Source organism: Thiomonas intermedia (assembly GCF_002028405.1).
Taxonomy (GTDB): domain Bacteria; phylum Pseudomonadota; class Gammaproteobacteria; order Burkholderiales; family Burkholderiaceae_C; genus Thiomonas; species Thiomonas intermedia.
Window position 1 is genome coordinate 2,830,690 of the sequence record NZ_CP020046.1, and the last position, 25,288, is coordinate 2,855,977.

Below are 25,288 nucleotides of genomic sequence, written 5' to 3' on the forward strand. Positions count from 1 at the left end.
CGGGAAGGCTCAGCCGGGAACCGATTCGGGCGCCGCAGTGCGCAGCAGCTGCGGCTGTTCGGCCAGGAGCGATTTGAGCAGAGGCACGGTGGCCGGACGCTGAGCAGCCAGAGCATAGCGGTCAAACGCGGCCATCAGCCGGGCCAGTTGCGACAGGTCGCGGCTCAGGTGGGTCTGCATGTAGTGCAGCAGTTCGGGGCTGAGGGTGTAGCCGCGGTCGTGTGCCAGACGCTGCAGCACGCGGGCGCGGGCGTCGTCGTCGGGGGCGGTCAGGCGCAGCGCCAATCCCCAGCCCAGGCGGGTGCGCAGGTCGGCGCGCAGCGGCAGCACCGCAGGGGCCGCATGGCCGCTGGCGAGAAACGCGAGGTCGGCCGAACGGGCCGCGTTGTAGAGCCCGAACACCCAGTCCTGCTGCCAGTCGGTGAGGGTTTGGGCATCGTCCACGGCCAATAAACCGCCAGGGTGCTGGGCCAGGAGGTCGTTGACGTCGGGCCAGGCGGAGGCCGGCGTTTGCGGGGTGAGCAGAAGAGCCCACCGGCCGTGCTTTTGCATCGCGTGGCAGGCGGCCCAAAGCAGGTGGCTTTTGCCACTGCCGGTGTCGCCCCACAGGTAGAGCGCGGCGTGATGCCGCTGTTGCAGCAGATCCTGCAGGGCTTGCAGCGCCAGCGCGTTGTCGGTCTGGCCACCGATGTCGAAGTTCTCGAAGCTGCGATCGTCCTCCCAGTCCAGGGGCAGGATTTGCTGGCGACCGGCCGGCCGGAGTGCCGCAGTGGACGAGGGACGCTGGGTCGAAGTCATGGGTCAGTTGAACAACGCGCTCTCGCGGTACCAGGCCAGCAGGCGGCGCGCCACGACCAGCAGCACGGCGCCTGCGGGCAGGGCCAGCAGAATGCCCCAGAAGCCGAACAGGGTGCCAAAGGCAAGCAGAATGAAAATGACCAGCAGGGGATGCAGACCGATGCTCTCGCCAACGAATTTCGGTGTGACGTAGAGGCTTTCGATCAATTGGCCGATGCCGTAGACGATGGCCACGGCAATCACCCCGTACCAGCTCAGGAATTGCAGCGCGCCCGCGATCAACGCCAGCAACAGCCCAAGTCCGAATCCGACGTAAGGGACGAAGACCGCCAGCCCCGTGAAGATGCCCACGGGCAGGGCCAGACTGAATCCGGCAATCACCAGGCCGAGGGAGTAATAGAACGCCAGGATCAGCATGACCAGCAACTGGCCGCGCAAGTACTGACCGAGGATGACGTCGCAGTCGTGGAAAAAAAGCAAGACGGCGTCGCGGTGTTTGGGCGGAATCAGGCTGCGCACCCGCGCCAGTGTCGGTTCCCAGTCGAGCAGCAGGTAGAAGGCCACGACCGGAATCAGCGCAAGATTGCCAAGCAGCACCAACAGGCCCATCCCGCCGGTGCCAGCCGAGCGCAGCAGCAGCGCGGCCCAGTCTTCGCCGTGGGCCGACAGAAACTTCGTCAGCGTCTGCTGCACGCTGGCGGTGTCGAACTGCACATGAATGTCGAAACGCGCCAGCAATGGGGTGCCCCAGTTGATGATGGCCTGGAGCAGCAAGGGAAATTTTTCCCGGATCAGCGGCACGATCTGGCTGACCACCGGAACGAGCAGCAGAAACAGGCCGACGAACAGGCCGATGGCCAGGATGAGCGCCACGGCGGCCCCCAGTGCCCGCGGAATGCGCCGCCGCTTGAGGCGTTCGACGAGCGGGTGCAACACATACGCCAGCGTCAGTCCCACGAGAAAGGGCATCAGGATGCTGCCAAGCAGCCAGATCAGCCACAGCGCGACAAGGGCGATGCCAAGCCAGAGGAGGGCATTCTTGACGGGAGGGGTCAGGAGCATGAGGGCGATCGGAACGTCGGGGGAAGAGGCTTGCGCAACGGCGCCAGCGTCGGGGTGCTGCAGGAGGCGCAGGTGCGCACTCGATAAAATCACGGCCTTGTCATTTTATGCGGGAGGGTGCCGCGGCACCCTCCCGCGCCGCCCGCCCTTTGCGCCAGGATTTGAAGTCCTCGCGCTTTCATCTCTTCACTCTGCTGCCCATCATGCAAAAAACTCCCCTGACTTATCGCGACGCCGGCGTGGATATCGATGCTGGAGACGCGTTGGTCGACGCGATCAAGCCCCTGGCCAAGCGCACGCTGCGGGACGGCGTGCTGGCGGGCATCGGCGGCTTCGGGGCGCTGTTCGAAGTGCCCAAGCGCTACCGCGAGCCGGTGCTGGTGTCGGGCACGGATGGCGTGGGCACCAAGCTCAAGCTCGCGTTCGAGTGGGATCGGCACGACACGGTGGGCATCGATCTGGTGGCGATGAGCGTCAACGACGTGCTGGTGCAGGGTGCCGAGCCGCTGTTCTTTCTCGACTATTTCGCCTGCGGCAAGCTGGCGGTGCAGACCGCTACCCAGGTCATCGGCGGTGTGGCCAAGGGTTGCGAGCAGGCGGGCTGCGCCCTCATCGGCGGCGAAACCGCGGAAATGCCGGGCATGTATCCGGCGGGCGAATATGACCTGGCGGGTTTTGCCGTCGGCGCGGTCGAGAAAACCGGCATCATCGACGGCCGCAGCATCGCTGCGGGCGATCGGGTCATCGGCCTGGCGTCGAGCGGTGCGCATTCCAACGGTTATTCGCTGGTGCGCAAGATCATCGCCCGCAGCGGGGCGGACGAGCTGCCGGCAACGCTCGATGGACAGGACTTCCGTAGCGCGGTGATGGCGCCTACGCGCATCTACTGCAAGCCCGTACTGAAGGCCTTGGCGCAACACACGATCAAGGGCATGGCCCACATCACCGGCGGCGGTCTGAGCGAGAACATTCCGCGCGTGCTGCCCGAGAGCGTGCAATGCGTGCTCGATCCGTCCACCTGGGGACAGACCGAGCTGTTTGCCTGGCTGCAGCGCGAGGGCGGTGTGAGCGCCGACGAAATGCGCCGCACGTTCAACTGTGGCGTGGGCTTCGTGATGGTGGTGGCCGCGGCCGAGGCCGAGGCCGTGCTCGCCACCCTGCGCGCCGAGGGCGAAACGGGCTGGATCATCGGTGAGATCCAGGCGCGGCCTCAGGCGGAGGCGCATCAGGTGCGCTACACGGCCTGAAACCGGGCTTTACTGAAACGCCACTTCGTCGAAGCTGCGCAGCTTGCGGCTGTGCAGGCGTCCCATGGTCTGTTGACGCAGCCGCGCGATGGCGCGCAGGCCGATGCGCAGATGCTGCTCGACTTGCTGGCGATAGAACTGGTCGGCCATGCCCGGCAGCTTGAGTTCGCCGTGTAGCGGCTTGTCGCTCACACACAGCAGCGTGCCATAGGGCACGCGGAAGCGAAAACCGTTGGCGGCCACGGTGGCGCTTTCCATGTCGAGCGCGATGGCGCGGCTCTGGCTGAAGCGCCGGTCCGGCCCGGGGTAGGGCAGCAATTCCCAATTGCGGTTGTCGGTGCTGGCCACCGTTCCGGTGCGCAGCACGCGCTTGAGTTCGTAGCCATGCAACTGGGTGATGTCGGCCACGGCGCCTTCGAGCGCCTGCTGCACCTCGGCCAGCGGCGGAATGGGCACCCACAGCGGCAGTTCCTCGTCGAGCACATGGTCTTCGCGCACATAGCCGTGCGCCAGCACATAGTCGCCCAGCCTTTGTGAATTGCGCAATCCGGCGCAGTGGCCGAGCATGATCCAGGCATGGGGGCGCAGCACGGCGATGTGATCGGTGATGTTCTTCGCATTGGCGGGGCCGACGCCGATGTTGACCAGGGTGATGCCGCCGTGGCCCGGCATGATGAGGTGATACGCCGGCATCTGGGGCAGCCGGGTGGAGGCATGCCCCTCGGTCCATGCGGGGCTCTGTGGGGTGGCCCGATGGGTGATGAGGTTGCCGGGTTCGACGAATGCCGTGTAGGGCACGTCGTCGTCTGACGCAGTCCCGGGGGCCCGGTCCATCAGGGCATGCGCCATGCGGACGAACTCGTCGACGTAGAACTGGTAGTTGGTGAACAGCACGAAATTCTGGAAATGTTCGGGCGCGGTGCCGGTGTAGTGCTGCAGGCGGTGCAGCGAGTAGTCGACGCGCGGCGCGGTGAACAGGGCCAGCGGCATGGGTTGCCCGTCCGGCGTTTCGTGCGTGCCGTTGGCGATGCCGTCGTCCATCGCGGCCAGATCGGGCAGGTCGAAGATGTCGCGCAACTGTTGGCGCTGTTCCAGGCTGAGATGACCCTCGACGTGGGCCTGGCCAGCGAAGCTGAAATGCAGCGGAATCGGCTGTTCGCCCACGCCGATTTCCAGCGCAACCCCATGGTTGTCGAGCAGCAACTGGAACTGGGCCCGGATGTAGTCGGCAAACAGCTCAGGCCGGGTGAGCGAGGTCTCGTAAACGCCGGGCGCGGCGACGAAGCCGTAGGCAAGCCGGGAGTCGGGGCGCACCACGCTGGCTATCCTCACCCGTACCACGGGATAGCAGGCGCGCACCCGCCCGGACGGCAAGGTTCCCGCGATGAACTCGGCCAGCTTGTCGCGCAGGTGGGCGATGGCGGCGGCATAGATGGCCTGGACCTGGTCCAGCGCGGCTTGCGGATCGCTGAAGATGGCGTCGGCGACTGGGGCGGGGCAATGCAGGGCTTGAGGACGGTGGGACATGATGCGGATTGGGATGGAACGATGCGCCCTATTGTCCACCCGGCGTTTTTCACGGCATCTGAGGGTGCCGCGAGAGGGAATGCAATATGCTTGACGGATTCCCCGTTTCGAATCCGTTTTCATGCGCATCCTGAGCTGGTTTTTGCGGCTGATCGTCTTCCTGCTCCTGTTCGGCCTGGCGCTGAACAATCTGGAGCCGGTCACGCTGCACCTGCTGTTCGGCACCGAGTGGCGCACGCCCATGATCGTGCTCCTGCTGGTGGTTTTTGTCTTGGGCGCCGTGCTGGGCGTACTGGCGCTGCTGCCGTCGTGGTTGCGGCATCGCAGGCGCGGCAAGGTGGCGCGCAACGGCGAAGCGGCGCCGACGGCAGCAGTCGCCACCCCGACGGCGCAGACGGACTTCCCGCAGCATCCGATCGACAGGCCCATCGATGGAGTTTGATCTCTGGTGGCTGCTCGTCCTGCCCTTGATGTTCGCGCTGGGGTGGCTGGCGTCGCGGGTGGATTTGAGGCAGGTGGGCAAGGAGCGCGCCCTGCGACGCGATGCGCCTCAGGCCTACTACCGCGGCCTCAATCACCTGCTCAACGAACAGCAGGACAAGGCGATCGACGCCTTCATCGAAGCCATGACGGCCGACCCCGATACCGTTGATCTGCATTTCGCGCTGGGCAATCTGTTTCGCCGCCGCGGCGAGTACGAGCGTGCGGTCCGGGTGCATCAGAATCTGCTGGCCCGGGCCGATCTGCCGCGCGAGGCGCGTGAGCGCGCCCAGCTCGCTCTGGCTCAGGACTTTTTCAAGGCCGGGCTGCTCGACCGCGCCGAGACCGCCTATGAAGACCTGCGACGCAGCGTCTATGCCTCGCAGGCCCTGACGTCGCTGCTGCAGATCAGCGAGCGCACGCAGGACTGGAACAAGGCCATCGCCCGTGCCGGCGAACTCGAGCTGCGCGCCACCGGAACCTATCAGCGTCAGATCGCGCAGTACTGGTGCGAGCTGGCGGCGCAGCATCAGGCGGCTGGACGTGAACCCGATGCCCAGCAGGCACTGGACGCGGCCCTGCAGGCATCGCCCCAGGGCGTTCGCCCCAGGATGTTGCGGGCGCAGTGGGCGCAGCAACGGGGCGATTTGGCGCTGGCCCTGCAGAGCCTGGAGTCCATCGATCTGGTCCAGCCCGAATTCGTCGCCCTGGCCGCGGTGCAGATCGCGCAGCTCCGCCAGCAACTCGGGCAGGTGCAGGAGGGGCTGGCGTGGTTGCGTCAGCGGCTGGAGCAGACGCCAGCCATCGACCTGCTCGACGCCGTGCTGCTGCTCGACCCGGATCCGGCATCCCGGGCGCGCTGTGCCCAGGGCTACCTGCAGTCGCATCGCAGCCTACTGGCGCTCAAGCGCGTGCTCGAACATCCCACGCCCGGTGCCCTGGTGCCCGAGGTGGCAACGGCCATGCAGGGCGCGGTGGACAATGCCTTGCGCAGCCGTCAGCGCTATCGCTGTGCGGCATGCGGGTTCGAGGCGCGGCAATACTTCTGGCACTGTCCAGGCTGTCAGGGCTGGGAGACTTACCCGCCGCGTCGCCTGGAGGAACTCTCCCTTCTTGGATCATGAACGCTGAACAACTCGCTCAATCCCGCGTCCTCATCGTGGGCGACGTCATGCTCGACCGGTACTGGTTCGGCGCCGTCGATCGCATTTCTCCGGAAGCGCCGGTGCCTGTGGTGCGCGTGCAGCGCGATGAAGACCGCGTGGGCGGCGCCGCCAACGTCGCGCTCAATGCTGCCGTGCTCGGTGCGCAGGCCACCTTGCTTTCCGTGGTCGGCGCCGACGAGCCGGGCCGCAAGCTGATCACCCTGCTGGTCGACACCCCCATCCGCAACGCCATGCGGCAGGACCCTACGCTCAAGACCACGGTCAAGCTCAGGGTGGTGTCCCGCCAGCAGCAACTCATCCGCCTGGACTTCGAGCAGAAGCCCGACCATGAGGTGCTCGCAGCGATGATGGAACGCTACGAACAGGAGTTGGCCTTCCACGACGTGGTGCTGCTGTCCGACTACGGCAAGGGCGGCCTGGAACACCTCGATCAGATGATGAATCTGGCGCGTACCCAGGGCAAGACCATTCTGGTCGATCCCAAGGGGCGCGACTACAGCCGCTACGCCGGCGCCACCCTGCTGACGCCCAACCGCGCCGAACTCGCGCAAGTGGTGGGCGACTGGGGCAGCGAAGACGATCTCACCGCGCGGGCCCAGGGGCTGCGCCGGAAACTCAGTCTCAAGGCGCTGCTGCTGACGCGATCGGAAGAAGGCATGAGCCTCTACACCGAGGCGGGCGAACTGCACATTCCGACCGAGGCCAAAGAGGTGTACGACGTCTCGGGTGCGGGCGACACCGTGATTGCCACGGTGGCGGTGATGCTCGGCGCGGGGCTTTCCATGGAAGACGCCGTGCGCACGGCCAACCGCGCGGCCGGCATCGTGGTCGGCAAGCTGGGCACCGCCAGCGTGACGCCGAAGGAACTCTGGGGGCAGGCATGAGAGTCATCGTCACCGGCGCGGCCGGATTCATCGGCAGCAACATCGTCAAAGGACTCAACGCGCGCGGCATCACGGACGTGATCGCGGTGGACAACCTGACCCGCGGCGACAAGTTCCACAACCTGGTCGACCTGCAGATCTGCGATTACATCGACAAGACGGTGTTTTTCGAGCGATTCGCCAACGGCCACTACGGCAAGGTCGAGGCCGTGTTTCACGAGGGCGCCTGTTCCGACACGATGGAACACGATGGCCGCTACATGCTCGACAACAACTACCGCGCGAGCAAGACCTTGCTTGACGCCGGCCAGAAGCAGGGGGTGCGATTGCTCTATGCCTCCAGCGCCGCCACCTATGGCGCCAGCAGCGTGTTTCGCGAGTCGCCCGAGTTCGAGCGCCCGCTCAACGTCTACGGCTATTCCAAGCTGCTGTTCGATCAGGTGGTGCGGCGCGTTCTGCCCCACGCCACCACGCAGATCGCGGGCTTCCGCTATTTCAACGTCTATGGGCCGCGCGAACAGCACAAGGGACGCATGGCGTCCGTGGCCTTTCATCACTTCAACCAGTACCGCGAACACGGCCAGGTCAAGCTGTTCGGTGAATATCAAGGCTACGGCCCCGGTTTGCAGGAGCGCGATTTCGTCTGGATCGACGACGTCGTCGCCGTCAACCTCTGGTTCTTCGATCACCCCGGCAAAAGCGGCATCTTCAATCTGGGTTCGGGCCGCGCCCAGCCGTTCAACGATGTGGCGTGCGCCGTGGTCAACACCTTGCGCCTGGAGACCGGCCGTGCGGCCCTGGGCCTGGCGGAATTGGTGGAATCGGGCGAGATTGCCTACATCCCGTTCCCCGATGCGCTGGTGGGCAAATACCAGTGCCACACCCAGGCCGACCTCAGTCATTTGCGGGCAGCGGGCTGCACCCACCACTTCGCCACGGTGGAAGAGGGCACGGCCGCGTATGTGCGCGCCTTGAGCGCCGCGGCAGGGCAGCCCTAAGGCGTTGCACTAAGGCCTGGCTGTGGCTGTCTTTCGCGCGTCGCGCAGCATCGCCCCCAATAGCACCATGCCCGCGATCATGACGGCTGCCGTGACTTCCAGCGCGCCGCGGTAGTTTCCCGTGTGCGCCGCCATCGAACCGGCCATCGCCGGCGCGATGATCTGGGCCACGCCGTAGCTCAGGGTCAGGCGGGCCATGGCCTTGGCAGGGTTGTCGGGAAAATGTCGGCCGATCAAGGTCAGCGTGAGGCTGACGATGCCCACGAAAGTACCGCCATACAGCACGGCGCTGAGGAGGTTCAGGGCCGTGTCGGTCGTCGCCACGGGCAGGACGATGGACACCGTCTGCAAGCCGAAGGCCAGCAGCAGCGCGGGGGTGTCGCCCATGCTGCGCGCCACGCGATCCCAGAGAAAGCTCGAGGGTGCGGCGGCGACGCCGACGATGACCCAGACCCATCCGCCCCTGCTGGCGAGCAGGGGCAGTTTGTCGAGAATCGCGACGATGAAGGTGGCGCTGATCACGTAGCCGAAGCCGGCACAGAAGTAGACGGCGATCAGCAAGGCCATCCAGCGGCGCGGCGGCGGGGCGACCGTGCCATGAGCGACGCTGGACGACGTTGGCATGGGCGCTGCGGGCGGCGGCAGCCAGCGCCAGGCGGGCACGAAAAACACCAGGCCGAGCAACCCCAGGCCCATCCATTGCTGCGCCCAGGTCAGGTGGGTCATCATGGCGCCCACGGCCAGCCCGGAGATCACGATGCCCAGTCCGAGCCCGGTGAAATGCAGCCCCAGCTCGGGCCGATGGCCGTGACGAATCAGCCAGTTCAGTGCCAGGCCCGAAGCCAGCAGCAACCCTGCCGTGCTCGACAGGCCCGAGAGAAAGCGCAGCACCGCCCAGGCCGCGGTGTTGTCGGTGAAGCCCAGTGCGGCCGTGGTCACGACCGCGAGGACCAACCCCAACCGGTACATCACGAATTTCTGCGGCAGGCTGCCCACCGAGGCGGCGACGATCGCGCCGGTGATGTAGCCCGCGTAGTTGAACGTGGCCAGCCATCCCGCAGCGAGGTCGGTGAGACCGGCCTCGCGGTGCATGATGGGCAGCATGGGCGTGTAGGCGAAGCGCGCCAGGCCGACGGTGAGAACGAGCGCGCAGATGCCTGCGAACAAGACACGCAGGCGTTGACCCGCGCTGGCCTGGCCTGGAGTGTGGGGTGTGATGGACATGAATCGTCGCAGGAGGATCAGCCGTGCATGCTAGAGCGCGCGCCCTGCCGCTGGCTTACATCAGCACATGCTCGCCCGCATTGTTCTGCCCGAGGATGATGTAGTTGACCTTGCGGATGTCGGCGAGCGTGAGGCCGCCTGCGTAGGAAATGGAGCTCTGCAGATCCTCCTCCATTTCGCGCAGCGTATCGGCTAGGCGGCCCTTCAGCGGCTCCAGAATGCGCTTGCCCTCGACGTTGCGGTAGGTGCCCTTGTTGAATTCGGAGGCGCTGCCGTAATACTCCTTGAACAACTGGCCGTTGACTTCCACGGTCTGTCCGGGCGACTCCTCATGTCCTGCCAGCATGGAGCCGATCATGACCATGCTGGCCCCGAAGCGCACGCTCTTGGCGATGTCGCCATGTTCGCGGATGCCCCCGTCGGCGATGATGGGTTTGGTCGCCACCCGCGCGCACCACTTCAGCGCCGAGAGTTGCCACCCGCCCGTACCGAAGCCGGTTTTCATGCGGGTGATGCACACCTTGCCCGGGCCTATGCCTACTTTGGTGGCATCGGCGCCCCAGGCTTCGAGATCGATCACCGCCTCGGGCGTGCCGATATTGCCGGCGACGACGAAGGCTTGCGGCAGCTTGTGCTTGATGTGCGCGATCATGCGCTGCACGCTGTCGGCGTGGCCGTGGGCGATGTCGATGGTGATGTAATCGGCACCCGTGCCCTCGGCGGCGAGTTGGTCGATGAGCGCCTTGTCATCCGCCTTGACGCCCAGCGAAATGGAGACGAATAAACCGGCATCGCGCATCTGGCGGGCGAAGGCCGCGACGTCGACATCAAAGCGGTGCATCACATAAAAGTAGTCGTTGGCCGCCAGCCACCGGCAGACGTTCGCATCCACCACGGTCTTCATATTGGCGGGCACCACCGGCAGACGAAAGCGCCGCCCGCCAAACTCGGTTGACGGATCGCATTGGCTGCGGCTCTCCACCCGGCACTTGCGCGGCAACAGCAGAATGTTGTCGTAGTCGAAGATGTGCATCACGGTCTCCAGAAGGGGCGCACATTTGCGGCGCGCACAAAAAACCGGGCGGCAAGACATTTGCGGCCCGGTGATTCATTCTAGGCCCCGGGGGGGATCGGACCGAGGCAGGGGACATTCGACCCCCGCGCCCTAAAATCCGTCCATGTCTGCCCTCATCCAACAACTCAATCCCGAGCAGCACGCCGCTGTCACCCTGCCTGCTGAGAATGCCCTGATCCTCGCTGGCGCCGGAAGCGGAAAAACGCGGGTGCTCACCACGCGCATTGCCTGGCTGATTTCCACCGGGCAGGTCTCGCCCGCTGGCATTCTGGCCGTGACCTTCACCAACAAGGCGGCGAAGGAGATGATGGCGCGGCTGTCTGCCCAGCTTCCCATTCCGGTGAGGGGGATGTGGATCGGGACTTTCCACGGGCTGTGCAACCGATTTCTGCGGGCGCACTGGCGCGAGGCCGGGTTGCCCCAGACTTTCCAGATTCTCGACATCCAGGATCAGCTCGCCAGTATCAAGCGGCTGCTCAAAGGGCTGAATGTGGACGAGGAGCGCCATCCGCCCAAGCAGGTGCAATGGTTCATCAACGGCGCCAAGGAGCAGGGCCTGCGTCCGGGCGACGTGGAGGCGCGCGATCAGCAAAGCCGGCAACTGGCCGAGATCTATCTGGCCTATGAGGCGCAATGCACCCGCGACGGCGTGGCCGATTTTGCGGAGCTGCTGCTGCGCTCCTACGAGATCCTGCGCGATAACGCGCCAATCCGCTCGCATTACCGTCAGCGCTTCCGCCACATCCTGGTGGACGAGTTCCAGGACACCAATCGCCTGCAGTACCAGTGGCTCAAACTGCTTGCCGGACCGGAGGATGCGCACGCCGCCTGCGTGTTCGCCGTGGGCGATGACGATCAGAGCATCTATGCCTTCCGCGGGGCGCACGCCGGCAATATGGATGATTACCAGCGCGAGTTCCATGTGCGTCATTTCATCAAGCTCGAACGCAACTACCGCTCGCATGGCCACATCCTCGATACGGCCAATACCCTGATCGCGAACAATACGCGGCGCCTGGGCAAAAACCTGCGCACGGAGTCCGGCGCGGGTGAGCCGATCAGGGTGTTCGAGGCGCCGAGCGACTATGCCGAAGCCCAGTGGCTGATCGAGGAAATCCGGCAGTTGTTGCGGGATGGACTGACGCCCAGCGAGATCGCCGTGCTGTATCGCGCCAACGCACTGTCGCGGGTCATCGAAGGGGCGCTGTTCAATGCCGGGCTACCTTATCGCGTGTATGGCGGGCTGCGGTTTTTCGAACGCGCCGAAGTCAAGCATGCGCTGGCCTACCTGCGCTTGCTCGACAACCCGCAGGACGACACCGCTTTCCTGCGCGTCGTCAACTTCCCCGCGCGCGGCATCGGGGCGCGCACCCTGGAACAGTTGCAGGACGCCGCCCGCCTGCGCGCCACGCCATTGAGCGAAGCCGTGGATGCTCTCGGGGGGCGCGGTGCGGCCAGTCTGCAGGCCTTTCTCGATCTGGTGGCGCAGATGCGCTTTCAGACCGCGGCCATGAGCCTGCCCGATCTCGTTCGGCATGTCCTTGAAGCCAGCGGCCTCAACGCGCATTACCGCGAGGAACGCGAAGGGCAGGAGCGGCTGGAAAACCTGGAAGAACTGGTCAACGCCGCTGCCGCCTTCGTCACTCAGGAAGGCTTTGGTCTGCAAGCGACGGCGCAGCAGCGCCAGGCCCTGAGCGCAGAAGCGGCGGGCGCTGCGTCCGACAGCCTTGCGGCCATCGACGGCATCGACCCCGCCACGGGCGAAACCCTCTCGCCGCTGACCGCCTTTCTCACCCACGCTGCGCTCGAAGCCGGCGACAACCAGGCGCAGAACGGGCAGGACGCCATTCAGATGATGACCGTCCACGCGGCCAAGGGACTGGAGTTCGACGCCGTGTTCATCACCGGCCTGGAAGAAGGTTTGTTCCCGCACGAGAATGCGCTGAGCGAAGCCGACGGCGTCGAAGAAGAGCGCCGCCTGATGTATGTGGCCATCACCCGAGCGCGCAAACGGCTCTACCTCAGCCTGGCCCAGACCCGCATGCTCCACGGCCAGACGCGTTACAACCTGCGCAGCCGGTTCTTCGATGAACTGCCGGTCGAGTCCCTCAAATGGATCAGCGCCAGGCAACCGGGGTTTGGTGGCGGCTTCGGGGTCGATCAGCACAGCAACTGGAGCTATGCCCCGAAAACAGCGGTGCCCGCCTTCAATTCGCCGACCTCCAGGGGCGGACAGACGCGGCTGACAGCGAACGCCACGCCGTCGGTTGCAGACAGTTCGAGCATGCCCCAGACGGGTACGCGCGCGCATGGACTGCGTTCCGGGCAGTCTGTGTTTCACAACAAGTTCGGCGAAGGCGTGGTGCTGAGTCTGGAAGGCGCCGGAGACGAGGCCCGCGCCCAGGTCCGGTTCAACCGCCACGGCACCAAATGGCTCGCGCTGAACATCGCCAAACTCACGCCGGTGAACGATTGATCCGGCCTGGAGAGGGATGAACGGGACAATGGGCCTCGCCATGCAAGCGTCTCCCCCTCCCAACCTCCCCCACGGCGTGGGGGAGGAGAAGACTGCGCTGCGCGCGATCTGCGTAAGCCCTCCCAACCTCCCCCACGGCGTGGGGGAGGAGAAAACTGCGCTGCGCGCGATCCGCGTAAGCCCCTTCCAACCTCCTCCACACTGTGAGGGAGGCGTGTTGGCTCCCTCTCCACTTGTGGGGAGGGTTGGGGTGGGGTGCCGTTTCAAACTGCAACGTGCCGGATCAATAGGACCACGCCGACAAGCCGCTTGCGCCCGCCATCGCGGAAACCTACTCCGCGTTGCTTTAACAGGCCGTTGAAAAATCCCCCGCTGGCGCCTGCGTCCACCGCTACGATCTGAAGGCATCCGAGAACAACCCAGTCGAGGAAGATGAGAGGCAACCAAGACTTTCAGGGGGCGATGTTCAGCTACATCAGCCTTGAAGAACGAGTGCCGCAGGCACACCCGCTGCGCAAGCTGCGCGCCGTGGTTGATGCGCTGCTGGCGACGATGACCGGCGAGTTCGAAGCGGTGTATGCCCGCCGGGGTCGACCCTCGGTGCCGCCGGAGATGCTGCTCAAGGCCCTGCTGCTGCAGATCCTGTTCTCCATCCGCAGCGAGCGCCAGTTGGTCGAGGCCATCAACTACAACCTGCTGTACCGCTGGTTTGTTGGCCTGAATATCGAGGACAAGGTCTGGGACCACTCCACCTTCAGCGCCAACCGCGAACGCCTGTTCAACGAAGACCTTGCCCGTGCCTTCTTCGAGCGCGTCAAGCTCAGCGCCCAGTGGGGCAAGCTCGCCAGCGATGAGCACTTCAGCGTGGACGGCACGCTGATTGAGGCCTGGGCCTCGCACAAGAGCTTCAAGCGCAAAGACGATGACAGCGACACGCCGCCCGGACGCAACCCCGAGGTGGACTTCAAAGGGCAGGAGCGCTGCAACGACACCCACGAGAGCACCACGGACGCCGATGCCCGCCTGTTCAAGAAGAGCCAGGGCGACAAGTCCCGCTTGTGCCACATGGGGCATATCCTCATGGAGAACCGCAACGGGCTGATCGTGGATGTCCAGATCACCCATGCCAGTGGCACCGCCGAGCGCGAGGCGGCGCTGGCGATGCTCAATCGCCGGGGCAACAAGAACAAGCGGGCCACGGTCGGGGCCGACAAAGGCTACGACAGTAAGGCCTTTAGCAAGGGTTGCCGCAAACGCAAGGTCACGCCCCACGTGGCGGCCAAGGACAAGCATTCGGCGGTGGACGGCCGCATCAAACGGCACGAAGGCTACAAGACCAGCCTGAAGGTGCGCAAGCGCATTGAGGAGGCCTTTGGCTGGATCAAGACGGTGGGCGGTCTTGCCAAGACCAAACTGATAGGCCAAGTCAAGCTCACGGGCCAGGCGCTGCTGTGCTTTGCCACCTACAACATGGTGCGAATGGGCAGCATCGGTGGATGGTGGGACGCGCATCATGCGTAAGCCGTGGGATAGGTGCGCCCGAAAGGGGCAGCATGGCCTGCAAACAGGGCGCAATGACCGTCGCAATCGCTGCGCTGATGCATCGAGGCGACTCGTTTCTTCGAAATCAGCACCCGTGGCCCTTTCAATGAGCACTTTTTCAACGGCCTGTTAAGCCTTCCCCAGAACGCCGACAAATGTAAATTTATTGTTTACATCGGTTACGTTTAGAGATTGAAGTGTCGCTCATTGGAGTCGTTGAGCTCTCAGCGGGCCTCGGCATCGAGCCCGCTGAGCATGCAAGTGACATTGCTCACGTCGTGAGCTGTCCATTCATATCAACGGCTTCGGGGGGAGCAATGTTTCAAAACTTCAAGATAGGCACGCGCCTAGGGATAGGCTTTGGCACGATGGTGGCTCTGTTGATCGCTCTTGCGGCCATCGCCGTATGGAGTGTGCAGTCGATGAAACGCGCCACTGACGAGGCCACCCGAACAGCCTGGCCGCAAGCGCACAGTGTGAGCGAGATCCGGTCAGCAGCCATTCAGATGGCATCCGACTGCAGGGATTTGCTTCTGACCCAGGATGCTGCAGAGCGCACGCAGATCCAGAACAAGATTCAAACCAGCGAGCAGGCCGCCCAGGCCGATCTGCAGAAGCTGAGCGGCGAAGTTCGAAGCGACAGGAGCCGACAACTCTTGGCGCAGACCGCCACCCGGTTGCAGACGTTTGATCAGGCCATGCAGTTCTGCGCTACCACGCAGTCGACGAATGGCGATGCCATGGGCGTCTTCAGACAGAAGGTCAGACCCGATGAAGACGCGGTCCGGTCGGATCTGCGCCTGCTGGATGATCACTTTGTCGGGCTTTTCGGCGTTGCCACGCAGCAGGCTGACTCTGCCTACGGCCTTGCACTCGATTCGTCTCTTGGCGCGGCGATTTTTGCGATGGTTCTCGCCATGGTGTTTGGCTTTGCGCTGACCCGATCCATCACCCGCCCTCTCGGAACGGCGGTTACCGTCGCCAGGCGGGTGGCCGCGGGTGACCTCACGGTGCAGATCGGAGCGACGACCCGCGATGAAACCGGTCAGCTGCTGGACGCGATGTCGGGCATGGTCGGGCGGCTGACGGCAACACTCCATTCCGTTCGATCCGCGGCCGATCTGCTTTCTTCGGCTTCGACCCAAGTCTCCGCCACCTCGCAAAGCCTGGCCCAGGCGACCTCCGAGCAGGCGGCCTCGATCGAGGAAACCTCCGCGACGCTGGAGCAGTCGGCCGCCTCGATAAGCCAGAACGCCGACAACGCCCGTTTGACCGACTCCATGGCGCAACAAGCCACCCAGCAGGCGCAGCAAGGAGGCACGGCGGTTCAAGCCACGGTTTCAGCCATGAAGAGCATCGCCGAGCGCATCTCCGTGGTCGACGACATTGCCTATCAGACCAATATGCTGGCGCTCAACGCGGCTATCGAGGCGGCGCGTGCCGGTGCTCACGGCAAGGGCTTCGCCGTGGTTGCCGCAGAGGTGCGCAAGCTGGCGGAGAAAAGCCAGGCTGCCGCCAAGGAGATCGGCGATCTGGCGTCTTCCTCCGTGGGACAGGCCGAAACGGCGGGCCGTCTGCTGGAACAGGTGGTGCCGGCCATTGCGAAAACATCCGATCTGGTACAGGAGATCAAGGCTGCGTCCGAGGAACAGTCCACCGGCATCCAGCAGATCAATCAGGCGGTCTCCCAGCTCTCGGGGGTGACGCAGCAAAACGCATCGGCTTCCGAAGAACTGGCGGCAACGGCCGAGGAGATGAATGCCCAGGCGCAGCAACTTCAGGATGCGGTGAATCAGTTCAAGCTGAACGACGCGGAGCCGAATGGGCATGCGTCGAAGCCCAGCGCCAGGCACAGTCCGTCGCCGGTTCGCGTCGGAGCCAGACTGGCTTCGGCAGAGGGATTCGTGCGGTTCTGAAAGAAGGACGCCGACATGATCCTGCTTGGAACAGTAGGCACATGTCGACTTGCGCTGGAATGCGGCGGGCTTGCCTTGTGGTGCCGGTGCCGGTGAGAGGCGTCGCTCCCTCGGCTTTTGCATGGCAAGTGTGAAACATAAAACTGCGAAAGACGCGTGAATACGATGTATTCATGGAAATTTCATCGCATGCTTTGGGGTATGACCCGTTATTTTTCTAAACAGACATCTGACCTTCTGTCGTTTGCGCATGGCGCCCGGCGCTTTCTGTGTAGCGCCGTGGTGACAGCCCCATGGCTCTCTTGAACGCTGCGCTGAAAGAGCTTTCCGATTCGTAGCCTAGCTCCCGGGCCACGACTGACACTCGTGCCCGAGGTTCTGCTAGTCGCTTGGCGGCGATGAGCATGCGCAACTTAGTCAGGTAGTCCATCGGCGCATGGCCGACGGTCGTCTTGAAACGTGTGGCGAAAGCGGTGCGGGACATGGCGCTGACGCCGGCAAGCGACGCTACCGTCCATCGCTGGGACGGTGCGTCGTGCATCGCGGAAATCGCCGCGCCCATCCGCGAGTCGGCGAGCGCGTACAGCCACCCAGGCCGCGCATGGGCAACCTCGGCTAAGTGAAACCGCAATATCTTGACAAGTGCGATGTGTGCCAGATGGTCGACGACGACTTCGCAGCCAGGCCGACCCCGTTGGAGCTCGTCGATCATCTGATCGATCGCCTCTCGCAGGGTCGCCCTGGCCTCAGGTTCCTTGACCCGCACTACGGTGTCCAGCTCGCTGAACAGAAAGCGTGAAAATCCGCCATCGAACTCGAAGTGGGCGGCAAACATCATGCATCGGCCGCCTCCGTTGTAGGCCGCGACCGAGCCGTTCGGCCGACCGTCGAAGACGGCCGCGGCATCGACCGGTGGCAGGGCCAGGTCGCTGGCCATCACGAAGGGGCGACCGCTCGGCAGCATGAAGCAATCGCCAGCGTGCATATGGATGCCCTCGGCATCGCCCTGCACTTGCAGCCAGCAAGTACCGGACTCCACGCAATAGAGGAAAGCGCCCTCATGCGCTGGGAACTGGATGGCGACGTCTCCGCCGACGTCCGTCGCCCCGACCGTGATGCTGCGAGGTCTGGACTGTCGAATGACCTCTGAAAGCGGATCCATCGAAATTTAGAACGATCGAATATGTATATGGAACGAATCATTATGGATCATCCCACTCTTAATCCTTACAGTGATTCCACTGACGCAGGCGTCCGTGGATGTCGAGATCCACAGACCCAGACGTCAATCCGCCCGTTACATGGAGAAACCTGATGTCTTTAAACCAAGCCGCCTGGATCAATGCCAAGGGCCAGCCGCTTAGCGTGTCCGAGGCACCAATGCCTCGGCCTGGTGCAGGAGAAATTCTGGTTCGCAATCGTGCAATCGCATTGAATTCTTTTGACGGCATCGTCCAGACGCTGGGCAGCATGGTCACGCCTTGGGTGAGCTATCCCGCGATCCTCGGATCGGACGTGGCCGGCGAGGTCGTCGTGGTCGGAGCATCGGTGTCCCGTTTCAAGCCGGGTGACCGGGTTTTAGGGCTGGCGCTGGGCATCGACAAGATCGCCAACCGGTCGGTCGAGGGTGCTTTTCAGAAGTACGTGATCCTGCGGCAAGAGGCTGCGACGGAACTGCCGGACTCGATAAGCTTCGAACGGGCGGCGGTACTGCCGTTGGCCATCGCCACAGCAGCATGTGGGCTGTTCCTCGACGATCAACTTGGCCTGCGCGCACCTTCCGTGCAGCGGTCTGAGCCGACCGGCAAGACCGTGCTCATTTGGGGTGGGTCGACCTGTGTCGGGAGCGCGGCCATCCAGCTCGCTGTAGCGGCGGGCTACGAGGTCGTGACGACAGCTTCGCCAAAGAACTTTGACTACGTCAGAGGACTCGGCGCCAGCTATGTGTTCGACTACAACGATACGGATGTCGTCGTGACCATGGCGAAGCACCTCGCCGACCGAGACATGGCGGGTGCGTTGGCTATTGCGGTGGGCTCCGGCGCCTCATGCATCGACGTCATGAGCCGTTGCCGAGGCCAGCGAATGGTCTCGATGGCGAGTTCTCCGCTGCCGATCAACGATGCGCCGTTGACCAGGCAGTTCTTCTGGAAGTTGACGCGCTTGCCGCAACTGGCCGCTGGCTTTCTGGGGTTGGCGATCCGAGCGCGCGTCAGAGGGGTTGCCACTCGAGCGATCTGGGGGACCGCGCTGATGAAGGGCACGCTTGGCAAGCAGATCTTCAATGAATTTCTCGGCCCAGCTCTGGCGAGCGGACGTTTGGTCCCAGCACCCAAACCACTCGTAGTGGGGCATTCGCTCGAAGCGCTTCCAGAAGCGCTGGCTTTACTTCGTCGTGGTGTTTCGGCCAGCAAGGTTGTCGTATCGCTCTGAAAGTCCAGATCTTCTCCGTCAAGAGCAACTCAGGTGATTCGCAGTGGGAATCGACCCCCATAAAAGGGCATTCTGAACGAAAAAAAGCTCGACTGGTGAGGTCGAGCTTTCTCCATAAATCATTGATTTACTTTGCTTATATTGGTGCCGGTGAAAGGAGTCGAACCCTCGACCTTCGCATTACGAATGCGCTGCTCTACCAACTGAGCTACACCGGCGAAGCCAGCGATTCTATACCAATGGCGCGGCCTGATCTTCGTCTTCAGGCGGATTCGGCGTGGTAGCGCTGCAGCAGCTCAACTTCTTCGCTTGATCCGAGCATCACGCTGCAACGCTCGTGCAGAGAAGAGGGCGCGATGTCGAGAATGCGCTGCTTGCCATTCGTTGCCGCGCCGCCGGCCTGTTCCACCAGCAAGCTCATGGGATTGGCTTCGTACAGCAGACGCAGCTTGCCGGGTTTGTTCGGCTCGCGCTGGTCCCACGGATAGAGGAACACGCCGCCACGCATGAGAATGCGATGCACGTCGGCCACCATGCTGCCCACCCAGCGCATGTTGAAGTCGCGTCCGCGCGGGCCGTCCTTGCCTTGCAGGCATTCGTCGATGTAGCGCTTCACTGGAGGCGCCCAGTGACGCAGGTTCGACATATTGATGGAGAACTCGCTGGTGCTGGCGGGAATCTTCAGGCCGTCCTGCGTGAGCACGAAGCTGCCCTGCTCGCGATCGAGGGTGAAGACGGCCACGCCATGGCCCACGGTGAGGACGAGCTGGGTTTGCGGGCCATACACGCAGTAACCCGCGGCAACCTGCCGGGCGCCAGCCTGAAGAAAATGCGCTTCGCTGACTTCACCGACGTTGCCTGGCAACTGCAGCACGGAAAAAATGGTGCCGATGGTGACGTCGACGTCGATGTTGGAGGAGCCGTCGAGCGGGTCGAACAGCAGCAGGTACTCGCCGCGCGGGTAGTGTTCCGAGACCGGGAACACGGTGTCCATTTCTTCCGAGGCCATGGCAGCCAGGTGTCCGCCCCACTCGTTGGCGTGGATCAGCACGTCGTTGGCGATGACGTCGAGCTTTTTCTGCACTTCGCCCTGCACGTTGCCGGTGCCGGCGGAGCCGAGCACATCGCCCAGGGCGCCTTTGTTCACGGCAATGCTGATGCGCTTGCAGGCACGCGCGACGACTTCGACGAGCAGGCGCAGATGCGGGGTGATGGCGCCATGCTCGCGCTCCTGTTCAACGAGGTAGCGGGTGAGGTTGACGGATTGGGTCATGGGGGAGTCTCTGGAAGGAAAGGGGCGCGCCGCGATCAGTTGGCCAGGGCACGTTCGATGATTTCTCGGGTGTCGGAGGACAGACCGGCGCTGTCTGCCACGGTGCGCAGCGCCTGTTGCGCGGCGTCGCGATACGGAGGCGCGAGTTTGCGCCAGCGGTCGAGGGCCCGTGCCAGCCGGGCAGCGACCTGCGGGTTGATGGCATCGAGCGCCTGAACCTGTTCGGCCCAGAACGCGTAGCCCGCACCGTCGGCGCGGTGGAAGGCGCCTGGATTGGCCTGGCAGTAGGCGAACAGCACGCTGCGGGCTCGGTTGGGGTTGTGGATGGAGAAGGCGGGGTGCCGCATCAGGGCGCGCACGCGCTCGAGCTGCAGGCCGTCGCGGTCGGGCGCGCTGGCCTGCAGCGCGAACCATTTGTCCATGACCAGCGGTTCTTCGGCGAACTGGGTGGCGAAGCGCTCAAGCGCAGGCTTGGCCAGATCGGCGCCAACATGGACCAGGGCTGTCAGTGCGGCGAAGCGGTCGGTCATGTTGTCGGCATCCTTGACACGCTGATAGACCCGTCCCAGCCAAGTCGCCTGCCCCAGTTCGCACCAATGCGCCTGGGCCTGATTGCGCAGGGCGCGGCGGCCGGCGCTGGCGAAATCGGGGCTGTAACCGCCTTCGGGGGCGAGGGTGTCCCAGAGGGTCTGCCAGTCTTGTTCGAGTTCCTGGGCCAGCGCGGTGCGCAGCGCCTGGCGGGCGCGGTGGATGCGAGGAGGGTCGACCTCTTCGAGCTGTTCGGCGATGTAGGCCTCGCCCGGCGGGGTGAGCAGCAGATCCTTGAATGCGGGATCGAGCTTCGGGTCGCGGAGCACGGCGCGCAGAGCGTCGAGATAAGGGGCGTCGAGACGCAGTGCTTCGCCGCGAACGGCGGCCAGCACGCGCGACAGCGTCAGTCGCTGCGCCGCTTCCCAACGGTTGAACGGGTCGGCGTCATGGGCGAGCAAATGCAGCAACTCGGCATCGGTGTAGGCGTAGTCGAGGATCACCGGGGCCGAGAATCCGCGCAGCAACGAAGGGGTGACGGTGTCGGCGTCGATCTGCTCGAAGACGAAGGTCTGCTCGGATGCGGTGAGCACGAGCACGGTCGAGGTGCCCTTGTCCTGACCTTGCAGCCACAGGGGCAGGGCGCCGCCCCGGGCGTCGAGCAAGCCCATGGCGACAGGAATGACCTGCGGCTGCTTGCCCGACTGGCCGGGCGTGTCGGGCAGGGTTTGACGCAGCGTGAGGGTGTAGGTGCGGGCGGCCGAATCGAGCGCGCCGCTGGCGTGCAGGCGCGGCGTGCCGGCCTGGCTGTACCAGCGCTTGAAAGCGATCAGGTGCGCGGCCAGAGCCGACTCCGGGTTGGCATCGGCCATGGCCTGGGCAAAGTCGTCGCAGGTCACGGCCTGGCCGTCGAAGCGCTGGAAGTACAGATCCATCCCCTTGCGGAAGCCGGATCGGCCCACCAGGGTCTGCATCATGCGGACCACTTCGGCGCCCTTCTCATAGACGGTGGCGGTGTAGAAATTGTCGATGGCCTGGTATTGCTCGGGGCGAACCGGATGCGCCATCGGGCCCGCGTCCTCGGAAAACTGCGCGGTACGCAACACCCGCACGTCCTCGATGCGCTTGACCGCGCGTGCGGACTCACCGCCCGAAGCGGCGGCCAGGTCCTGGCTGAATTCCTGGTCGCGGAAGACGGTGAGGCCTTCCTTGAGACTGAGCTGGAACCAGTCGCGGCAGGTGATGCGGTCGCCCGTCCAGTTGTGGAAATACTCGTGGCCGACCACGCTCTCGATGCCGTCGTAGTCGACATCGGTGGCGGTGGCCGGGTTGGCCAGCACATACTTGGTATTGAAGATGTTGAGGCCCTTGTTTTCCATGGCCCCCATGTTGAAGTCGCTCACGGCCACGATCATGAAACGATCCAGATCGAGGCTCAGGCCGAAGCGCTGTTCGTCCCACGCGATCGACTTGATGAGCGACTCCATCGCGTGCTCGGTCTTGTCGAGATCGCCCGCGCGCACATAGACCTGCAGCAGATGCGTCTTGCCCGAGGCGGCCCGCACGGTCTGTTCGCGGCACACCAGATTGCCGCCGACCAGCGCGAACAGATAGCAGGGCTTGGGAAACGGATCGTCCCACACCGCCTCATGGCGGCCGCCGTCCAGGTCGGCCTGCGACACCAGATTGCCGTTGGACAGCAGCACCGGGTACTGCGTCTTGTCGGCCCGCAGCGTGACGTGAAAGCGGCTCATCACATCCGGGCGGTCGGGCCAATAGGTGATGCGGCGAAAGCCCTCGGCTTCGCATTGGGTGAAGAACGCGCCGCCCGACATGTAAAGACCCGCCAGCTGGGTGTTGGCCTGGGGGACGTTGAGCGTTTCGATCTCCAGCGTGAACGTCTCGGGCAGCTTGTCGAGCACCAGCGTGTTGCCGTCCTGGCGGAAGGCGACGAATTCGCCGTTCACCTTCAGCGTCAGCAGGGTGATGTCTTCACCGTCGAGCACCAGCGGGGCCGACTCGGCGGCGCCGTCAACGCGGCGCACCGCCATGCGGCTGTGCACGCGCGTCTTCGCGGGGTCGAGATCGAAGCGCAGGTGCACGCTGTCGATGGCGTAGGCCGGGGGGGTGTACTCCGCCAGGCGGGTGATGCGGGCGGGCGTGTCGGGTTTGGCGGTCATGGCAGTGCGGGTTTCAGCGGGGCGATAGGGGACAGGAGCCGTGAGGATCAAAGGCCGGATTTCAGGCTGGCGGTGATGAATTCGTCGAGATCGCCGTCGAGCACCTTCTGGGTGTTGGAGATCTCGACATTCGTCCGCAGATCCTTGATGCGGCTCTGGTCGAGCACATAGCTGCGGATCTGGTGGCCCCAGCCCACATCGCTCTTGCTCGACTCGAGCTTCTGCTGTTCGGCCATGCGCTTGCGCATCTCGTGCTCGTAGAGCCGCGAGCGCAACATCTGCCAGGCCTCGTCGCGGTTGCGATGCTGGCTGCGGTCGTTCTGGCACTGCACCACGATGCCCGTAGGCAGGTGCGTGAGGCGCACCGCGGAGTCGGTCTTGTTGATGTGCTGGCCGCCGGCGCCGCTGGCGCGAAAGGTGTCGGTGCGCACGTCGGCGGGGTTGATGTCGATCTCGATGGAGTCGTCCACCTCGGGGTAGACGAACACGCTGGCGAAGCTGGTGTGGCGTCCGCCGGAGGAGTCGAAGGGGCTCTTGCGCACCAGGCGATGCACGCCGGTTTCCGTGCGCAACTGGCCATAGGCGTAGTCGCCTTCGATCTTGATCGTGGCACTGCGGATGCCTGCGACGTCACCTTCGGTCTCTTCCATCACCTCCACCTTGAAGCCCTTGCGCTCGCAGTACCGAAGGTACTGGCGCAGCAGCATGCTGGCCCAGTCGCAGGCTTCGGTGCCACCGGCCCCGGCCTGGATGTCGATGAAGCAGTTGCTGGGATCGAGCGGGTTGGAGAACATGCGGCGGAACTCCAGCGCCTCGACTTCGGCGGCGGACTTCTCGACATCGGTCTCGATGGCCTCGCAGGTGGCGTCATCGCCTTCCTCGCGGGACATCTCGAACAGTTCGCTGTGATCGGCAAGCGCCGTGGTGAGGTTCTCCAGACCGAGCACCACGACTTCGAGTGACTTGCGCTCGCGGCCCAGCTCTTGGGCGCGCTTGGGGTCGTTCCAGACCTGCGGGTCTTCGAGCGCCCCGGCAACTTCCATCAGACGCGACGACTTGGCATCGAAGTCAAAGATACCCCCTTAGCGCTTGGACGCGCTGCTGAAGGTCGGCAATTCGGTTGGTGATGGCGTTGAGGCGTTCGGCTTCCATGATGCGGGTGTGTGTGAGCCCCCGGGGCCGGGCTCTGCCCAGCCCGCCCCCCGCGGGGGTCAAGGAAACGTGAGCGGACCTGCGTTTCCTTGAGAGGCAAAGAGCGCTATTTTCGCACCCCTTGGCATGGACCCGCTCATTTGTGCAGACCCAAGAGCCTCATCAAACGGGTTTGAAGAATTCCTTGGCCTTGTCGAACCATGATTTGGCTTGCGGCGAGTGGCGGTCGCCGCCCTTTTTCAGCGACTCGTCAAGCTCGCGCAAGAGCCGTTTCTGCTCCTCATTGAGCTTGACCGGCGTCTCTACGGTGACGTGACAGTAGAGGTCGCCGGGGTAGTTCGAGCGCAGACCCTTGATGCCTTTGCCCCGCAGGCGGAAGGTCTTGCCGGCCTGCGTGCCTTCGGGCAGGTCGATCTCCGCCTTGCCGCCCAGCGTGGGCACGTCGATGCCGCCGCCCAGGGCCGCCGTGGCCATGCTCACCGGAACGTGACAGTGCAGGTCGTCGCCGTCGCGCTCGAAGACCGGGTGTTGTTTGATGTGGATTTCCACGTACAGGTCGCCGGCCGGCCCACCGTTCACGCCGGGTTCGCCGTTGCCCGTGGAGCGGATGCGCATGCCCGAGTCGATGCCTGCGGGAATCTGCACTTCCAGCGTCTTCTGCTTCTGGATGCGGCCGCGGCCATGACAGGCCGTGCAGGGCTCGGGAATGAGTTTGCCCGTGCCGTGGCAGGTCGGACAGGTCTGCTGCATGGCGAACGGTCCCATGCGCTGCGCCACCTGGCCGCTGCCATGGCAGGTGGTGCAGGTAATGGGCTTGGTGCCGGGTTTGGCGCCGCTGCCGTGGCAGGTGCCGCATTCTTCCCACCCCGGAATACGCAGGCTCTTGCTCACGCCGTGCGCTGCGTCTTCGAGGCTGATCTCCAGGGAGTAGCTCAGGTCGTTGCCGCGATAGACCTGCGGTCCGCCACCACCGCCACGGCGCCCGCCGCCGAAGATTTCGTCGAAGATGTTGCCGAAGTCGCCAAATCCGCCCGCGCCGCCGCCAAACCCGCCCGCCGAGGGGTCGACCCCGGCATGACCGTATTGGTCATAGGCCGCGCGCTTCTGGGGATCGCAGAGACACTCGTAAGCTTCCTTGACGACTTTGAACTGCTCCTCAGAGTCTTTGTTGCCCTGATTGCGGTCCGGGTGATGCTTCATGGCCAGTTTGCGATAGGCCTTCTTGATGTCGTCTTCCGAAGCGTTCTTGCTCACGCCCAAGACGTCGTAGTAGTCACGTTTTGCCACGGGTTATGCCTTGCCGATCGATTGAAAAACAATGGACAAA

19 protein-coding genes and 1 tRNA gene are annotated in these 25,288 nt (G+C 64.3%); 9 read left to right on the top strand and 11 right to left on the bottom strand.

Annotated elements, in window-relative coordinates:
- Window positions 1–9 precede the first annotated feature (9 nt).
- Window positions 10–798, bottom strand: a complete 789-nt coding sequence (gene hda / locus BVH73_RS13240; protein WP_079419379.1) for a DnaA regulatory inactivator Hda — start codon at window positions 796–798, stop codon at window positions 10–12.
- Between the two features lie 3 nt (window positions 799–801).
- Window positions 802–1,860 (bottom strand): AI-2E family transporter, encoded by a 1,059-nt coding sequence (locus tag BVH73_RS13245; protein WP_079420651.1) that lies wholly within the window; start codon window positions 1,858–1,860, stop codon window positions 802–804.
- A gap of 203 nt (window positions 1,861–2,063) precedes the next feature.
- On the opposite strand from BVH73_RS13245, the gene purM reads away from it, so the two are divergent.
- On the top strand, window positions 2,064–3,107 hold the full coding sequence (gene purM / locus BVH73_RS13250; RefSeq protein ID WP_079420653.1) for a phosphoribosylformylglycinamidine cyclo-ligase: 1,044 nt from the start codon (window positions 2,064–2,066) through the stop codon (window positions 3,105–3,107).
- Window positions 3,108–3,116: 9 nt separating this feature from the next.
- On the opposite strand, the gene BVH73_RS13255 is transcribed toward purM, so the two are convergent.
- Window positions 3,117–4,634 carry an AMP nucleosidase gene (locus BVH73_RS13255; protein WP_079419381.1) on the bottom strand — a complete coding sequence of 506 codons (1,518 nt, stop codon included), beginning with the start codon at window positions 4,632–4,634 and terminating at the stop codon, window positions 3,117–3,119.
- 121 nt (window positions 4,635–4,755) lie between these two features.
- Here BVH73_RS13255 and BVH73_RS13260 point away from each other — a divergent pair, with 121 nt between their 5' ends.
- From BVH73_RS13260 to rfaD, 4 genes are read left to right on the top strand one after another with little or no spacing between them, the layout of a single operon-like run.
- Window positions 4,756–5,076 carry a lipopolysaccharide assembly protein LapA domain-containing protein gene (locus BVH73_RS13260; protein WP_079419383.1) on the top strand — a complete coding sequence of 107 codons (321 nt, stop codon included), beginning with the start codon at window positions 4,756–4,758 and terminating at the stop codon, window positions 5,074–5,076.
- Window positions 5,066–6,238 carry a lipopolysaccharide assembly protein LapB gene (gene lapB / locus BVH73_RS13265; RefSeq protein ID WP_079419385.1) on the top strand — a complete coding sequence of 391 codons (1,173 nt, stop codon included), beginning with the start codon at window positions 5,066–5,068 and terminating at the stop codon, window positions 6,236–6,238. The genes BVH73_RS13260 and lapB overlap by 11 nt, the downstream gene beginning before the upstream one ends.
- Window positions 6,235–7,164, top strand: a complete 930-nt coding sequence (rfaE1, locus tag BVH73_RS13270; RefSeq protein ID WP_079419387.1) for a D-glycero-beta-D-manno-heptose-7-phosphate kinase — start codon at window positions 6,235–6,237, stop codon at window positions 7,162–7,164. The genes lapB and rfaE1 overlap by 4 nt, the downstream gene beginning before the upstream one ends.
- Window positions 7,161–8,162, top strand: a complete 1,002-nt coding sequence (gene rfaD / locus BVH73_RS13275) for an ADP-glyceromanno-heptose 6-epimerase (RefSeq protein WP_079419389.1) — start codon at window positions 7,161–7,163, stop codon at window positions 8,160–8,162. The genes rfaE1 and rfaD overlap by 4 nt, the downstream gene beginning before the upstream one ends.
- 9 nt (window positions 8,163–8,171) lie before the next feature.
- Here the strand turns inward: rfaD and BVH73_RS13280 are convergent, their stop codons facing one another.
- Window positions 8,172–9,386 (bottom strand): YbfB/YjiJ family MFS transporter, encoded by a 1,215-nt coding sequence (locus BVH73_RS13280; protein WP_079419391.1) that lies wholly within the window; start codon window positions 9,384–9,386, stop codon window positions 8,172–8,174.
- 55 nt (window positions 9,387–9,441) lie between these two features.
- Window positions 9,442–10,419, bottom strand: coding sequence for a GMP reductase (locus tag BVH73_RS13285; protein ID WP_079419393.1), 978 nt, complete (start codon window positions 10,417–10,419; stop codon window positions 9,442–9,444).
- 145 nt (window positions 10,420–10,564) lie between these two features.
- Between BVH73_RS13285 and BVH73_RS13290 the strand changes: the two genes are divergently transcribed.
- The 3 genes from BVH73_RS13290 (at window position 10,565) to BVH73_RS13305 (ending at window position 16,395) form a co-directional block, all read left to right on the top strand.
- Window positions 10,565–12,937: a UvrD-helicase domain-containing protein gene (locus BVH73_RS13290; protein ID WP_079419395.1), complete on the top strand. Its 2,373-nt coding sequence runs from the start codon at window positions 10,565–10,567 to the stop codon at window positions 12,935–12,937.
- A 432-nt stretch (window positions 12,938–13,369) separates the two neighbouring features.
- Window positions 13,370–14,458 (top strand): IS5 family transposase, encoded by a 1,089-nt coding sequence (locus BVH73_RS13300; RefSeq protein ID WP_079419399.1) that lies wholly within the window; start codon window positions 13,370–13,372, stop codon window positions 14,456–14,458.
- A gap of 338 nt (window positions 14,459–14,796) precedes the next feature.
- A complete protein-coding gene (locus tag BVH73_RS13305; protein WP_079419401.1) occupies window positions 14,797–16,395 on the top strand; it encodes a methyl-accepting chemotaxis protein in 1,599 nt (532 codons plus the stop codon).
- 217 nt (window positions 16,396–16,612) lie between these two features.
- Here the strand turns inward: BVH73_RS13305 and BVH73_RS13310 are convergent, their stop codons facing one another.
- Window positions 16,613–17,557, bottom strand: coding sequence for an AraC family transcriptional regulator (locus tag BVH73_RS13310; protein WP_079419403.1), 945 nt, complete (start codon window positions 17,555–17,557; stop codon window positions 16,613–16,615).
- A 152-nt stretch (window positions 17,558–17,709) separates the two neighbouring features.
- Here BVH73_RS13310 and BVH73_RS13315 point away from each other — a divergent pair, with 152 nt between their 5' ends.
- Window positions 17,710–18,828, top strand: a complete 1,119-nt coding sequence (locus BVH73_RS13315) for a zinc-binding alcohol dehydrogenase family protein (protein ID WP_079419404.1) — start codon at window positions 17,710–17,712, stop codon at window positions 18,826–18,828.
- Between the two features lie 142 nt (window positions 18,829–18,970).
- Here the strand turns inward: BVH73_RS13315 and BVH73_RS13320 are convergent.
- The 5 genes from BVH73_RS13320 to dnaJ all read right to left on the bottom strand — a co-directional run bounded on the left by BVH73_RS13320 (window position 18,971) and on the right by dnaJ (window position 25,248).
- Window positions 18,971–19,046, bottom strand: a tRNA-Thr gene (locus tag BVH73_RS13320).
- Window positions 19,047–19,090: 44 nt separating this feature from the next.
- Complete coding sequence (locus BVH73_RS13325; RefSeq protein ID WP_079419406.1) at window positions 19,091–20,101, bottom strand: class 1 fructose-bisphosphatase; 1,011 nt, start codon at window positions 20,099–20,101, stop codon at window positions 19,091–19,093.
- 35 nt (window positions 20,102–20,136) lie between these two features.
- The gene (gene pepN, locus BVH73_RS13330; protein ID WP_079419408.1) at window positions 20,137–22,809 is read right to left on the bottom strand and encodes an aminopeptidase N; all 2,673 of its coding nucleotides are present in this window, start codon (window positions 22,807–22,809) and stop codon (window positions 20,137–20,139) included.
- A gap of 47 nt (window positions 22,810–22,856) precedes the next feature.
- A protein-coding gene (prfB, locus tag BVH73_RS13335; RefSeq protein WP_154048498.1) for a peptide chain release factor 2 occupies window positions 22,857–23,961 on the bottom strand; the annotation gives its coding sequence in 2 pieces (ribosomal slippage) (window positions 22,857–23,879 and window positions 23,881–23,961; 1,104 coding nt in all).
- 162 nt (window positions 23,962–24,123) lie between these two features.
- Window positions 24,124–25,248, bottom strand: a complete 1,125-nt coding sequence (gene dnaJ, locus BVH73_RS13340) for a molecular chaperone DnaJ (protein ID WP_079419410.1) — start codon at window positions 25,246–25,248, stop codon at window positions 24,124–24,126.
- Window positions 25,249–25,288: the final 40 nt, after the last annotated feature.

Bases quoted from the DNA above. Each gene is read 5' to 3' on its own strand.
- hda (WP_079419379.1), bottom strand. From the start codon at position 798: ATGACTTCGACCCAGCGTCCCTCGTCCACTGCGGCACTCCGGCCGGCC.
- BVH73_RS13245 (WP_079420651.1), bottom strand. From the start codon at position 1,860: ATGCTCCTGACCCCTCCCGTCAAGAATGCCCTCCTCTGGCTTGGCATC.
- purM (WP_079420653.1), top strand. From the start codon at position 2,064: ATGCAAAAAACTCCCCTGACTTATCGCGACGCCGGCGTGGATATCGAT.
- BVH73_RS13255 (WP_079419381.1), bottom strand. From the start codon at position 4,634: ATGTCCCACCGTCCTCAAGCCCTGCATTGCCCCGCCCCAGTCGCCGAC.
- BVH73_RS13260 (WP_079419383.1), top strand. From the start codon at position 4,756: ATGCGCATCCTGAGCTGGTTTTTGCGGCTGATCGTCTTCCTGCTCCTG.
- lapB (WP_079419385.1), top strand. From the start codon at position 5,066: ATGGAGTTTGATCTCTGGTGGCTGCTCGTCCTGCCCTTGATGTTCGCG.
- rfaE1 (WP_079419387.1), top strand. From the start codon at position 6,235: ATGAACGCTGAACAACTCGCTCAATCCCGCGTCCTCATCGTGGGCGAC.
- rfaD (WP_079419389.1), top strand. From the start codon at position 7,161: ATGAGAGTCATCGTCACCGGCGCGGCCGGATTCATCGGCAGCAACATC.
- BVH73_RS13280 (WP_079419391.1), bottom strand. From the start codon at position 9,386: ATGTCCATCACACCCCACACTCCAGGCCAGGCCAGCGCGGGTCAACGC.
- BVH73_RS13285 (WP_079419393.1), bottom strand. From the start codon at position 10,419: ATGCACATCTTCGACTACGACAACATTCTGCTGTTGCCGCGCAAGTGC.
- BVH73_RS13290 (WP_079419395.1), top strand. From the start codon at position 10,565: ATGTCTGCCCTCATCCAACAACTCAATCCCGAGCAGCACGCCGCTGTC.
- BVH73_RS13300 (WP_079419399.1), top strand. From the start codon at position 13,370: ATGAGAGGCAACCAAGACTTTCAGGGGGCGATGTTCAGCTACATCAGC.
- BVH73_RS13305 (WP_079419401.1), top strand. From the start codon at position 14,797: ATGTTTCAAAACTTCAAGATAGGCACGCGCCTAGGGATAGGCTTTGGC.
- BVH73_RS13310 (WP_079419403.1), bottom strand. From the start codon at position 17,557: ATGGATCCGCTTTCAGAGGTCATTCGACAGTCCAGACCTCGCAGCATC.
- BVH73_RS13315 (WP_079419404.1), top strand. From the start codon at position 17,710: ATGTCTTTAAACCAAGCCGCCTGGATCAATGCCAAGGGCCAGCCGCTT.
- BVH73_RS13325 (WP_079419406.1), bottom strand. From the start codon at position 20,101: ATGACCCAATCCGTCAACCTCACCCGCTACCTCGTTGAACAGGAGCGC.
- pepN (WP_079419408.1), bottom strand. From the start codon at position 22,809: ATGACCGCCAAACCCGACACGCCCGCCCGCATCACCCGCCTGGCGGAG.